Source organism: Pedobacter roseus (assembly GCF_014395225.1).
GTDB classification, from domain to species: domain Bacteria; phylum Bacteroidota; class Bacteroidia; order Sphingobacteriales; family Sphingobacteriaceae; genus Pedobacter; species Pedobacter roseus.
In genome coordinates this window covers 1,965,518-1,979,155 of the sequence record NZ_CP060723.1, presented here as the reverse complement: position 1 = coordinate 1,979,155, position 13,638 = coordinate 1,965,518, and the positions used below count along the sequence as shown (strand labels likewise).

Annotated in this window: 14 protein-coding genes; 6 read left to right on the top strand and 8 right to left on the bottom strand. The window is 39.4% G+C overall.

What is annotated here, in order from left to right; translation table 11 throughout:
• The first annotated feature begins 560 nt into the window (after positions 1–560).
• From H9L23_RS08150 to H9L23_RS08125, 6 genes are all read left to right on the top strand, one after another.
• A complete protein-coding gene (locus tag H9L23_RS08150) occupies positions 561–1,163 on the top strand; it encodes a hypothetical protein (RefSeq protein ID WP_187594489.1) in 603 nt (200 codons plus the stop codon).
• Positions 1,164–1,195: 32 nt separating this feature from the next.
• Positions 1,196–1,930 (top strand): AAA family ATPase, encoded by a 735-nt coding sequence (locus tag H9L23_RS08145; protein ID WP_187594488.1) that lies wholly within the window; start codon positions 1,196–1,198, stop codon positions 1,928–1,930.
• A 125-nt stretch (positions 1,931–2,055) separates the two neighbouring features.
• Positions 2,056–2,610, top strand: a complete 555-nt coding sequence (locus H9L23_RS08140) for a hypothetical protein (protein WP_187594487.1) — start codon at positions 2,056–2,058, stop codon at positions 2,608–2,610.
• A gap of 189 nt (positions 2,611–2,799) precedes the next feature.
• Positions 2,800–3,414: a Crp/Fnr family transcriptional regulator gene (locus tag H9L23_RS08135; RefSeq protein WP_187594486.1), complete on the top strand. Its 615-nt coding sequence runs from the start codon at positions 2,800–2,802 to the stop codon at positions 3,412–3,414.
• 312 nt (positions 3,415–3,726) lie between these two features.
• The gene (locus H9L23_RS08130; protein ID WP_187594485.1) at positions 3,727–4,341 is read left to right on the top strand and encodes a hypothetical protein; all 615 of its coding nucleotides are present in this window, start codon (positions 3,727–3,729) and stop codon (positions 4,339–4,341) included.
• Between the two features lie 20 nt (positions 4,342–4,361).
• Positions 4,362–5,225: an alpha/beta hydrolase family esterase gene (locus H9L23_RS08125; protein WP_187594484.1), complete on the top strand. Its 864-nt coding sequence runs from the start codon at positions 4,362–4,364 to the stop codon at positions 5,223–5,225.
• Positions 5,226–5,256: 31 nt separating this feature from the next.
• On the opposite strand, the gene H9L23_RS08120 is transcribed toward H9L23_RS08125, so the two are convergent.
• The 8 genes from H9L23_RS08120 to H9L23_RS08085 all read right to left on the bottom strand — a co-directional run bounded on the left by H9L23_RS08120 (position 5,257) and on the right by H9L23_RS08085 (position 13,624).
• Complete coding sequence (locus H9L23_RS08120; RefSeq protein WP_187594483.1) at positions 5,257–6,600, bottom strand: ATP-binding protein; 1,344 nt, start codon at positions 6,598–6,600, stop codon at positions 5,257–5,259.
• Positions 6,590–7,510, bottom strand: coding sequence for a hypothetical protein (locus H9L23_RS08115; RefSeq protein ID WP_187594482.1), 921 nt, complete (start codon positions 7,508–7,510; stop codon positions 6,590–6,592). Before H9L23_RS08115 ends, H9L23_RS08120 begins: the two co-directional genes overlap by 11 nt.
• A gap of 61 nt (positions 7,511–7,571) precedes the next feature.
• Positions 7,572–8,408 carry a hypothetical protein gene (locus tag H9L23_RS08110; RefSeq protein WP_187594481.1) on the bottom strand — a complete coding sequence of 279 codons (837 nt, stop codon included), beginning with the start codon at positions 8,406–8,408 and terminating at the stop codon, positions 7,572–7,574.
• Positions 8,409–8,432: 24 nt separating this feature from the next.
• Positions 8,433–10,226: a hypothetical protein gene (locus H9L23_RS08105; RefSeq protein WP_187594480.1), complete on the bottom strand. Its 1,794-nt coding sequence runs from the start codon at positions 10,224–10,226 to the stop codon at positions 8,433–8,435.
• A gap of 104 nt (positions 10,227–10,330) precedes the next feature.
• Entirely contained in the window at positions 10,331–10,864 is a 534-nt protein-coding gene (locus H9L23_RS08100; RefSeq protein WP_187594479.1) for a contractile injection system tape measure protein, read from the bottom strand.
• A 67-nt stretch (positions 10,865–10,931) separates the two neighbouring features.
• Positions 10,932–11,231, bottom strand: coding sequence for a PAAR domain-containing protein (locus H9L23_RS08095; RefSeq protein WP_187594478.1), 300 nt, complete (start codon positions 11,229–11,231; stop codon positions 10,932–10,934).
• A 19-nt stretch (positions 11,232–11,250) separates the two neighbouring features.
• A complete protein-coding gene (vgrG, locus tag H9L23_RS08090; RefSeq protein ID WP_223191056.1) occupies positions 11,251–13,104 on the bottom strand; it encodes a type VI secretion system tip protein VgrG in 1,854 nt (617 codons plus the stop codon).
• 55 nt (positions 13,105–13,159) lie between these two features.
• On the bottom strand, positions 13,160–13,624 hold the full coding sequence (locus tag H9L23_RS08085; protein WP_187594477.1) for a phage tail protein: 465 nt from the start codon (positions 13,622–13,624) through the stop codon (positions 13,160–13,162).
• Positions 13,625–13,638 lie beyond the last annotated feature (14 nt).

Here is a 13,638-nt window from a genome sequence, read left to right as displayed (position 1 = left end):
AAATGATGGTTACTCAACGATTTAATTCGATAGCGAAATAAATACAGATTTATGAAGTTTAAATGAAGTTGAAATTCATTTTTCCATTCTGAAAATCGTGGTTTAGTGCATAAAGAGCTAATTTATAACCACAAACTGAATATTACGGATGCTTTTTTGCCCGTTTAGAGAATTTATAACCTTTTTTAAATGGTTAAACAATAAAATACACAAAAATGGCTCTTATTTTTGGAAGATCTGAATATTTTAACAATAATGATAAAACGGAATTTATGACTGTTAAACTACAGATTTAATTTTCTATGAGTTTGATTTGGGGTACGCGCTGGTTTGAAAACCAGCGCTATGAAGTTAATTTTATCGATAGGATTATTAGAGATAAAGAGAATTATCAGTAAGTTTTCAAAAATTTGCTTTTCAACAGATTAAATAATTCATGCTATACAACCTATAAAATCGTAGTTTTTCTTTGCGATGGTTTGAAAACCAGTGCAAATGAGGAGAACTTTTATGGAATCTAACCTATAAAACCATCGTATCATGAAACCTGATACCGCTCCATGAAAAAAGTTTCTCCAACCTTAATTTCCATGTTTATTGCTTTTTTGGCTTTGGGCTGCAACTCTACAGATAACACGAAACAATGGGATAACGCACACCTCGACCCGGGATTACCTAAAAACCTGATCTATAATGAAATGAATAAAGAAGAAGAAATATATTCATTTTTCGAAAAACATAACGGATCCAAACGGACCAGTGATGTGAGTTACTTAAGTCGTAACTTAAACGAAAAACAGGATTCACCAGCGTCTAAATTGAATAATTGCAGGGCATATTATTCTGGATCAGATACTTTATTTATTGATATTGGTATTAGCGATGGTTTTACCGGAAGCGGATTAAATATCAAGTATAAAAACAAACGCTTTAATGCCGAAGCATACGAATTTACAGATGTAATTATTGAAGGAGAAGTTAAGCCAAAACAAAAAGTAATCAACCAGAAACTGGTGCTAAATAAGGCAAATTATAAAATCGGCGACAGTTTATTTGGAAGAATTGAATTTAAATCTATTGAAATCAATAATCAGGGTGACACTATTTTACACATCAGTAACGGAAATTTCAGGACCAGAGTGCGCTCATCATTTTCCGATTGATTATATTCGTTAAAGAAAATTACACATCATAAATGCCTTTTTTATCACAGATATTGTTACACCGGATAGCTGACGGAGGTTATACCTCTCAGATTCCCAGCCTGCGCGAAGGATTGCAACTGAACTTAAAAAGCAACGTAACGTTTTTTGTAGGCGAAAATGGTTCAGGTAAATCTACCTTACTGGAAGGGATAGCCGAAAGATGTGGTTTCAGCCTCAAAGGTGGTAACCGCAACCATAATCTCAATGTTGGTCATCGTTTCGAGGGTTACGAATCGCCATTAACCCAGCTCATACAATTATCATGGACACCAAGGAGGATAAATGATGGTTTCTTTATGAGGGCCGAAAACTTTTTCAATTTTGCAAGCTATATTGATGAACTGGCATTAGAAGATAACCGCATTTTAGATGCATACGGTGGTCGTTCGCTACACGAGCAATCGCATGGAGAATCTTTTCTATCGCTCTTTAATAACCAGTTTGAATCGGGTATTTACATCCTGGATGAGCCTGAAGCAGCCTTATCGCCTGCAAGAATTTTAGCTTTTATATCAGTAATTAATCAGCTGGAACAAAGCGGCCGGGCCCAATTTATTATCGCCACGCACTCCCCTATGCTCATCTGCTATCCCGGAGCCAGCATTTATCAGTTTGATGAATATGGTATCTCAGAAATCGGTTACGAGGATACGGAGCACTTTACCCTCACGAAATCCTTTTTGGATAATCCACAGCTTTACCTTCGTCATTTAACAAATAATTAAAACAGTTAGTAATAAAAAAAATTAACCCGTTAAAAATAAAACACTTAGCGGCAAACATTGTATTTATTTAAACGATAATTACCCGGCACCGCAGGCAAGCGTTACCTTTGCAAAAAAATACCATAATGAACAGTACCCAATCAAAAGCGCTCGAACTTGTTGTAGGCATCATAAAAGATACCATTAGCGATATTAAAATTGAAAAAACATCTGCAAGCACCGTTACCCTAAAAGACGGTAACGCCACTATACAATTAACACAACAGGCAGGTGAAAGTGCGGATAAGGAAACGGTTGTGATCCTGGATCCAAAAGATATTATTTACAGTGAAGATCTTCTTCCGGAGCTTAATGATCTTACCTCGGTTATGGTAATTATAAATGGTTTGGATATAGAAACGCACCTGGTTTTTCAGGCGGTTAGAGATTGTTTTGATCAGATCAGCAACAGTTATGAATTTTTGAAAATCTTCGAAAAAGACGTGATCAGAATAAAAAGCGGATTTAAGTTTGGAAGCAACGCTTTTGTTCTTAATGTATTGAATGAAAAAGAGGAGATTTTTGTGAGTGCAGAGTTTGCGGCTTCATTTGATGCAGCGGTTAGGAAAACAGTTGAAACAGACGTAATTAAAGTACAAAAAGCCATTAACAAAATGGTTAAAGAAGACGGCGCAATTTAATTCTCCGCATTTTAAATAAAAAAAAATAAATATTTTGATAGCCCTGTGCAAAAGCATGGGGCTTTTTTTTTGTCGACAAGCCAAAATTTGAAAAAAATAAGAATGTTTAACTTTTTTTACAAAACAGAAAACCCCTTTTAGGAATACTTCGTATATGCGACATCAAACAAACTTATATTTCCGATACGAATGCCACAATTTTCCGCATATCATAACATATTACCACTCATCAAATACTTTGAGCAGTATCATCCACTATCAAAAGGATTTATTGCTGACCATGTGCTGCATTGCAGACGATTACAGGTAAAAAAGAACAAATTTATCCTCTCACCTATTGACCACAATGCATCACTTTATTTTATAACCAGTGGCCTGGTAAGGGGATTTATTAAAGATAACGGTAAAGATATTACCACGAGGTTCAGTTTTGAGAATGAAACCATAGGTGCTATCCACCATCCTGACCAAACCTCCAACCATTCTGTTGAGTACCTGCAGGCGCTTGAAGACTCCGAACTGATCTCGATTCCCTTCGCCCTGATTGATTCCGTGTATTCGCTTTATCCTGAAGCCAATGTAATCGGAAGGAAAATGCTGGCCATTCAATACTATGCTGCTTCGGAGCGGTCTATTTTAGCCAGAATTACGAATGCTGCAAGTCGTTACCAAAAATTTGCCAGTACTAAATCTGTAGCAGTTGACAGGATACCATTGCGACATTTGGCGAGTTACCTTGGCATGCGCAGCGAAACTTTAAGCAGGATAAGAAGCAAAGAAATAAAACCATCAACCCGTAAATAAGGCCATTTTTATCGATGACTAAAAAAAATAAAAATTTAAAAACAAAGTAGCTTTTAGCTGGTTTATACTGTACACCTACTTATTTAGAACATGATCTGCTGCTTTGGTTAGTTGACAGATCAAAAAAAGGTTATCATCCACGATGGTAACCTTTCCTATTTTACAGGATTAATATAGCGCAATTTATTTTTTCTTAACCCACATATATTGAGCTGTTTACCAATCAAAACCGATCTATTTTACAATAAACATTTTTAACTGTAGCATTAGTTGGTCTACTTTCGTTTTACCAACAAATACAAACGCTTAAACATGAAAAAAATCATCGTACTTTTTTTTGCTATCAGCCTCTTTTCTTGTAAAAAAGAAGAAGTATATGGTCCGCTGAAACTTAAAGACGGACAGGAAGTAGAACTTCTTGTTGACCACCGTTACGGCTCGGATCAAGATCTATTAATAAAATTACCGGAAAAAGAACTTGCGGGTGCATCGCTTGTTGGCTTTGACCAAAGAGAAATAGGTTACACCTACCGTGTTAAAGCAAGGTTCCATAATGATGATAATCCGCCACAAGACGCTTCCTCCTACTCTTTTATTTTCACTAAAATTGTGAGTAAAGAACAATATAAAGGAACTGAATCTTTTGATATTCAACTCATCACCTCTTATATCCCAGGTGGCCCGGTGATCAGGCTGAGCAAAACCGGAAATGATTATTATTTTGTTCCTGATAAGCTTCAGTTAACTTATGCAAACAGCACTGTTCAGAGTCAGCTCGAAGAAATTTATCAAAATGTTTTAGAAGTGCGGGCCAACTGGCAAAAAGGACAACTTCCAAAATGGAAAGCAATTAAAGCAACAGTAACGCACGATCCGCAGAAATTTGGTAAAGCTTACCTGGTACAACAGATTCAGTTTACGCCATAAAATCCAATTCAAGATCAATAATGATTAAACCATGCGAGGCAATTCTGGTCAATATGGGTATGATCAACAAAACAAACTATAAGGTACTTAATTTCATAATCCTGGTCTTTATATTTATCTATATACCGGTTTTATTGGTGAGGGGTGAACAGCCAACATCAGAAGTTAAAAAGATGCTGTTGACCGTTGGCGATACAAAGCGCGAAGCCCTGGTTTATATTCCCTCTACTGCAAAAACAAAAATGAGTCCGCTTATTTTTGTTTTTCATGGTCATGGCGGAACAATGGAAAATGCCTACCGAAGCCACCAGTTTGAAAAACTCTGGCCTGAAGCCATCATCGTGTACCCACAGGGATTAAATACGCCCGGACAGCTTACTGATCCGCAGGGAAAATTGCCCGGGTGGCAAAAGGAAGCCGGAGACATGAACGACCGGGACCTGAATTTCTTTGATCAGATGCTGAAAACCCTCCAAACTAATTATAAAGTAGATGATCAACGCGTTTATGCCACCGGACATTCTAACGGAGGTGGATTTACTTACCTGCTCTGGGCTACACATGCTGATGTATTTGCGGCTTTTGCACCTTCATCTGCTGTAAGCAGAAAAGCCGCAGGAAAGCTTAAACCAAAACCTGCCATGCATATTATGGGTGAACAGGATCCGCTGGTAAAACCTGAATGGCAAAAAATGATGTGTAATATGATCTTAAAAGTAAATAGTTGCGATACTGATGGAAAACCTTATGGGGAATATGCCACCCACTATCCTTCTAAAAGTGGGAACCCTGTTGTTTTATATGTTCATCCCGGCGGACATGTGTACCCAAAAGAAGCTGATGAAGTAGTGGTTAAATTTTTTAAGGAAATTAAAAAGAAGTAAGGCCTTACTGGAAATAGCTTTACTTTGTAATTTACTTAGGTTTATTTTCTTTCTGAAGTTCCCGTTTTATGCCTGCAATTAATTCTTGTTCGGTTACTATGGTATCGTTTCGGCTAATCACCAATAAAGCGCAATAACGCAATACGTTAATGATTGATCCACCAGTGAGTTCGTATTCCTCTGCAATGGCTTTAAGATTAATATTTTCATCCAGTTTACAAACCCCTGAAAAGGCTTGTTGCCAAAGCTGATAGCGTTCTTGTACAGCAGGCATAGTAAAATGAATAATGGATTGAAACTTTCTTAAAAAAGCCTCATCTATATTGGCTTTGAGGTTGCTTGTCAGGATAACCAGCCCTGGAAAATCTTCGATCCGCTGTAAAAGATAAGCAGTGTGCTGATTGGCATACCGATCATTGGCAGAATCGACATTGCTACGTTTTCCGAACAATGCATCGGCTTCATCAAAAAACAAAATCCAGTTTTGATGCTGGGCCATATCAAAAATTTCAGACAGGTTCTTTTCCGTTTCGCCGATATATTTGGAAACAACCATAGAAAGATCGATTCTATAGACTTCATGGCCACTTGATTTACCGATCAAAGTAGTGATTAAGGTTTTTCCTGTTCCTGGAGGTCCATAAAATAATGCCCTGTAGCCCGGTTTCAGTTTCCTGGCCAATCCCCAATCTTCCATCAGGGTATGGCCATGCGCTAACCAGGTAGTAATTTCATTAATCTGCGTTAGCACCAAATGATCGAGCACTACATCATCCCAATCCATCGCCGTACTGATTTTTTGGGCAGGGAAAGAAGCACTGTTTTCGGCTATCAGTTTTTTCCCGGTGAGGAAATAATTAAACCAACTTTTGTTTAAACTCAATTGACCGCTTAATAAGGGCAGATGACTTTCTGTTTCGGCAAGATTAAGCACATCTTCTTTATAGAGAACATGCTCCTTTCCGAGCAGGTACATTACCTGGTAACGCATTTCGGGACGGTTTACGGTAAGCAGAAAACATAAGGTTTCGCCTGTTGGTAAAAAGCCGTTATGATCTTTACCGGACACACCCCCAAACTCAGTAAAACCACGATCGTACACTTGGTTTTTGCTTAAAAAAACATCCAGTATTTCAGGACGGAGGTGTGGTGCCATAGCAAGTGCAATGGCCAACCTTGCATAAACATCCAGGTTCCATTTTTTAATAAAATCCGCATAAGGACTGCCGCTGAGGGAAAGATCTGGTATTGAAATTTCAGTCCAGTCTTTTTCATGCCCTTCCTGCACAAAATAGGTGACCATACATTGCCTGATTGCGGCTTCTAACCAATCCAGTTCCTGCCTTAAGGCTGTTAATGCGGTATTATTCTCCATAATTAATCAATAATTTTTCTACATCATCCAAACTGGTATCTGCCCATTTAAAATAAAGCAGTGCTGTGCTGGGATTAAGTTCGTTTGGAGGAAGAAGATCGAGTAAGTTATCCTGCGAATGGGTTCCCATGTTATTGACATATTGATAATCGAAATGAAAATCCTGTTCGTAAAAACCCTGTGCCCATTCATTATGCCCCTCCCATTGCGCAATGAAGTTAGCTGCTAAAGTTTCGGTTTTTTCTTCCCGCACCACCAGCTTTTTCGCTTTATAAAAAGAGGATTTCCGTTTTTCTTCCCGATGATAAAATTCAATGTCTTTTGATTGGATGGTTTTTGAGGAATGATGACCGAAAATATCAACCAGCCCAAAATTTTCCTGATCTGTTACAATTTCCAGTTCTGCCATATTTCCGCCCGAAACGGCCAAGGTCCAATCGGCTGCAGCAGCACTTTCGGTAACCACATAAACTTCCCTGAAAGAATAATGGGTTTGAGTAAGCCTGATGATCAATGTCTGCTGAATGTCGCTCCAATTGAGTATCCTGATTGATTCAGGGTCGCTGGCCTTGAAAATAAAATTCCCTCTTTCGGCAAAGGCAAGGATCTGTTTACTAAACTCAAATTCTCCTTTCAGCGGGTCATTTCCATTTCCCCTGCCTGCATAAGGTTTAGATACGCCATCACTAAAGCTCCAACCCTCTGGATTTAGTTTATTGTGATTCGCTAGCGCTACCTCTTGCGGTTCTATCAACCCATTGCGGAAAATATTTCCGAGTGCGATCATCTGACCGTTCCGGATCTGGAAAAAATCACCTGGATAAACCGTTTTTCCTAATGGCGACACAGGTATAAAGCCATTTGTGCGCATGTAAAAGTTCCGGTAAAAATTTCTGTATACATTTCCCATATCAGATTGACAATATATTTATTTAATCCACTGTTCAAAAAAATAGCGGATGATCATTTAATTAAGAAGCTAAAGCCGCTGCATTGGCTGCCGCCAAACCCGATTGAAGCGATTTAAGTTTAAGCTGTGCGGTATTGAGGTTTGCATTTGCCATATTCAATTGTGTAAGCGTAGCGGAATTAGCTTTATCTGCCAAAGTATAATTCACTTTTGCAGTTGCGGAGGCCTGGTAAAAAAGTTGCTGAAGGGAAGCTGAATGGCTATCATCACCCGATCCGGTAAGCAGTTTTTTTAAGGCGATAGCTTGCATGTACTCCAAGCCAATTGCCTTTTCTGCTTCCATTTCTGAAGCTTGTGCGGCAAAAGTACTTTGCAGGGCCACCAGCGTTAAAGCCACAGCATTACTGGCATCCGTACCAGCTATATTGATCATATTAACCAGGTCATCGGAAATTAATGGGTTCAGCGCTTTTTGCCTTACAATCAGGTTGGCGAGTTTATTAACCATTTCAGCACAGTAAATCAGTTTCCCCATCACCATGTTTATCTCTGCGGCAAGTTTTTTAGTTTGTGAACTGGCTTTAAGCATTTCGTTAAAAGCAATATTGGAGTTGCTTTCCAGCTCGGCACCACGCTGCACCAGTTGATCAATCAGTATTTTGTTGTTATAAGCCTGCGTTTTATTACTGCTTGCAATAGCTAAAAAACTCTGTAAATTATTTGATTTCGTGGTTAACGCGCTAACAACAGACTGATATTTCTCTACTTCACCCTGCGCATCCATTACCTGGATGGCTAATGCATCAAGTTCATTCTTTTTATGTTCAGTAACACCATATTTTTTAACGCGGTGGGCAACAGGTACGGATATATCTTTTGTTGATTTTTGAGTTTTCATAATGTGATATGATTTAGCGATCCGTTAATAATGAAAATAATCTGTTTCGGACATTTCTGACAGGGCATTCAAAAAACACATATCATTTTCTTTTGCAACTGTTGAATAAGAAAGCACTACCGGAAGATACTGTTCCCCTTTAATAAGCTTATTTCCAAAGTTATCTGTGCTATCCGGATTAATAAAAGCAATCCATTGTGTTGCCCCATTAGCCGCAGCATCTTTTTTCTTATGGGCAACAGTATAATTGCCTGTAGAAACCTGTTCGGCTATAGGCACATTAAACAAAAAACCAGGTTTGGCCTTATCTAACCTGGACAATGACGGTATTGCTTCTAAACTGCCAATTTCATTTTCGATGAGAAAATGAGGCGGTTCGATATTAGGCAAACGATCTGAAGCATTCGCACTGACAGGCAAAAACAGACAACGGTATTCAACTTCAACAGCTGCAGGCTCATTACTTTCAAAACTCATAACATGCTCGAATTCAAATAAAAAAGGATCATCAATTAAACCATTAATACTTTTTAAGTATTCTTTTTTAATATTTTCTGCTAAACTGCGTTCTTCATCAGAAAGGTCTTTTTCTTTATAATGTGTAAGCTTAATTGATTTTCCAGCCACTTGTTGCAGTTTGGCTATTAGGATAAATACCTGCGATGGCGCCGATAAATAATCATCGTAAAAATTGATTTTTCTTTTGTAATCGTCGGTAAAAACACCCATTACAAACACCACATAATTTTTACCAGGTTCAATTGGCTCCTGATCTGAATCGGTTACCAAAGCTGCATTTTTATCCGCAGCATAATTGTACACTTTTATCTCTTGCTGTGCTGTTGAAGCTTTAGGCGGCATTACAGCAATGAAGTTACTTTTGCCCGATAACAGGATATTTTCTGCATTAGTGATCGAAAAGGTTTGTTTGTTCTGTTCTTTAACCACCATGATGTAGTATTTTTCTACAGGGTACATGGGATGATCGTTTGGTTTTTCACCGGGAAATGGACTTTGAATCAGGTCAAAATTCACCGAGAAACTCAATGGATCAGTTTCGCTGGTTTTTACATTCAGGTTAAGATTGAGTTTAGCATCGGCAAGTGCATAAGCCGATTTAGTTGCACTGTAGGAGGTACTGACCATTTGCAGCGCGCCTTCATTCAGTTTTTCTGTCGATTGTACCGCGACCATTGCATTATTATGCGTTATCAGTGCCTGGTTAGCCGCATTAAAATCTGCTGTTGTAATTTCTAAAATGGAATTCATTAAATCACTGGTCGTTTTGGCCATATCGAGCACGGCTGACGCGGATACTTCGGCTGTTAAGATAGAAGCTTCCATGGCCAGTTGTGCGCTTACTTCAGCATCGCAAGCGGTTTCATTCAGCAGTTCTCTCGCTTCTTTTGCCAATGTGTAAATATTGCTAACAAAATCTTCGGCATGTAAAATGTTATAAATGCTATCCACATCACCAGCTAAACGAACAATTGCATTGGTTGCCACCTTTACGTTGGTTGCAGAAACAGCTACACTGCTTGTTGATTCGTTAACGTATTGGTTGGCCTGTGTGGCAGCGCCTACAAGGTTTACCAAAACATTACTATCCTTTTCTGCCTCACGCTGCGTTATAACTTTTGTTTTATAAATGTTCGTTGCTGCTACAAGATTCTGTTCTGCCGTAATGGTAGCTCCCTCGGCGTAGTAAAGGTTAAACATGGCCGCATTTACCTGCGATTTAAGTCGCTTTTCTTCAAGATCTAAACCCTGTAAAGTGTTTACGGTAGCTGATCGAAGATTTTCGTTGTAAGCGTTCATAATTTTTATCTTAATTCGTTAAATTAATTTAAGGTACTACACATCTTCAAAAACATAAGTACTAAGATATTTCGCTAGCATTTACCGTTTTTATGCTTTCAATACTAATATGGCCAGTTTACATGGAGGAGCTTATCCATCCATGGGTGTTTGATAATTGAAAATGAAAAAGGAGATCTGTGGATCAAAAGATCATAAGGGTGTTTTTCTACGGTTAATTCCCACCTATCATGTTTCTCAGTAAGCAGGCCATCCCTTACCAGCCAATTCCCTCTAAAACCATCTATAGAAGAACTGCCAATGGCTGGCCAATAACCGATCGCAGCCTTTATTAATCCTTCTATCAATTGGCGATTTTGTGCTGAAATATTAATACCCTCCATTACCGTCTCAGCCAGCGGTATTCCGCATAATAATTTATTGAGTGGTAAAAATGACTCTTCGGTTTGTTCTTGTCCGGTTACAATATATTGCAGATAGTGCACTGCTTCAAGCTGGCTTTCAGCGCTACTGAACTTATGGTTGTGAGTAAGTCCAAGGCGCTCAAAAAGAATGGAAATATAAGCGTTAATTAAAACCAGACCGGCATTTCTTACGCTAATTTCCGCTTTTAAAATGTCATTTTTTTCTGCTGTCATAATGGGTCTAAAGGTCACATTGGTATTTATTACGGAGTCAATAATTTCTATTTTGATTGTTAATGACCTAACCTCCAATCATGACATTAAATGCGCCGAGCGTAATTGTGCCTCCGTGCGCGGTTGCATCACCCAATCGGGCGGCCGGCATTCCACCGATTTTAACGGTTGCCGAACCTTTTACAATGCTATCGGGAGGACCAACACAAACGAGCATGTCGCCCACTCTAGCAGCCGGCAAGCCAGCTATCAGTACGGTAGGCTCGCCAGGCCCAGCAATTGGTCCGCCAACATGAGGTATAGGTGGAACTCCGGGTGTTTGCATTGGACATTCGTGAAAATCAGTTAATCTTGCTGCTGGTGGCATATTTTCTTCTGTTTAATAATTAATTAATCATAATCATGGCGCTCTTCAGGCTCAGTTGCGCCCCACTTTTTATTTCTGCGGTCATTGATCCTTTTGCCGAAAACTCATTGTCGGCTACATGGCTGATGTTCATACCACTTAAGTCAACATCTCCTGTAGGCGCCTTTATGTCTATTCCCTGATTACCTGTAATGTTTACTTTCTGATTTGCCTGGATATTGACATCGGTAGCACTTTTGATCGTAATCCCATCCGCAGACATTACAATGCTGTTGTTGTGTTCGTCCTGAATGGTGATTTTTTTATCCTTATCGCTAAAAATTATGGTATTCTTATCAGGCGTGGCCAAAGTGAGCACCTTATTTTCATCGTCGAATTCGATGTTGATTTTTGATTTGGAAACAATTGCCTTTATGGCGTTTTTTTCGTTCGGGTTAAAGCCTTCGTAAGGTCTTAGCTTTGGACTGCTATACATGCTCCCCAATATCACCGGACTGCGCGGATCTTCATTTAAAAAGCCAAGCACCACTTCATCTCCTACTTCGGGAAGAAAAAAGGCACCTGCGCCACTGCTGGAGTAAAAATTGGCCAATCTTGCCCATATACCCTGTCCACTTTGATCAAATAGAGGCACATCGACCAAAATCCGGTATTGCGAATCAGGATCATCATACATTTTTTTAACAGTACCGTTAAATAAACCACGTACGCCTGGCAACATGCCCGAGGCTGTAGGCGCTACTATATCAGGCTGTTCAATAAACCACTGAGGAGAAAGCCCTAATGAAACTTCAGTTAGCCAGTTCCCTTCAGAAAGGTTATGAACAAGACCAGAAATGAAGTAATCGCCGTTAAACCTATCCCCAATACCATTTAAATTGATAAACTTACCAGGATCAGCCAAACTGTTCCCCTGAAACTTTGCCTCGCCGGTTATTTTTGCATACTCACTCTTTAACATCTGTGCCTTGGCCCAGTTGCTCAGTTCAGCAGTTTCCATTGGTGCTGTGGTCTGCAAATTGTATTCCGGCAGCCCCACAACTTCTGCTAATGTTTTTGAAGAGATATTGCCTGGTCCGGCATAAGTATGTAGTGCATCTGCGCTGGCTATGGCTTGTTGTTTATAATCCCAGGTACTGGCTCTCACACTTTCCAGTTGACTAAGCGCGTTCATATTTGCCCTAAATTCCAGCAAATTATTGCCATAACTTATGCTCAATACCGGGCTAGAATTGGCACCCGGTTCTTTTACTGCAACAGTTCCGTTAAGGGTGGTTACCAAAAGCCCGTTCTTTTCTGCCAACGAAAGTATAAAATCCCAATCACTTACATAATATTGTACCTGTTCTGGCCAAACTGTTGCAGTTCCGCTTACATCGGCTGTAAGCGAAGGATAACTACCAATAATAGCAGCAATTACTTCACTGTCTTTTTTCCCGGCAAAGGTCAAACTCTTTCTGCCTACCGTCATTCTTACGGCCTCATCCCAGCATTCTACTTCAAGGGTTGAACCTACTCTACTATCAATACGGATTGACTGGCCCGTAATAATGCCTTTAAAGATTACGGTGTTGGTTCCATCGTAACCTGCCTCAATACTGATCAGGTTGCCAGGTACGAATGTGGATGAAGAGCTGGCCTGGAATGTTCCGGAATTTGCTTCACCATCAACAATTACAATTTTTGCCGTTGAAACATGGTTTACCCGTTTTTCTACCCGCACTGAAAGCACTCTTATTTCATCAAGTATGTTACTACCTGCAACTTTAATGGTATAAGTGGCTAAACCACCGCTTGGGATATCTGTTGATGAGGCCATTATATTTTGGTCTATTTTTGTTTTAATATCGAGTTCTCTTATTTCTACAGGCATAATGATTAATCAAAAAGGTTAGAAGTGTTATTTTCGCTGTTCTAACGGGTAGCTGTTATCTGCCATTTGTAATGGTCAATTGTTCATGAGCAATTTCCAATGTATCGATGGCTACTTCATTTCCTTCTGATTTTAAATCGGTACTGCTGATTTTGGTTGGCCAGGCGTTATCCAATTGCCATTGCATGGTAATGTTGCCCGCCTCATCAAGAAGTTTAATCAGCACTGTTCTTCTTTTAATCAGGTTCATTTTAATCTCTGCATGCCAATCCCAGAAGGTATTATCATTCACAAAAATCCCGCGTTTCATGGTTACGTTACCATATTTTACCAAACCGGGCATTTTCTCTGTAGAAAAAAGCGGACTGTTGCTTTTGCGGTACTTGATTACCTGGTTTTCGACATCCAATCCGGATACTTCCTGAAATGCGACGCCTTTTAATTCTGTTCCAAGGTCCACTTCAAATCTAAATTTGGGCATGGGCCACGTTGCGCCTTGTGCGCTTCCATCATCAGCCATAATATTGTTTTTAT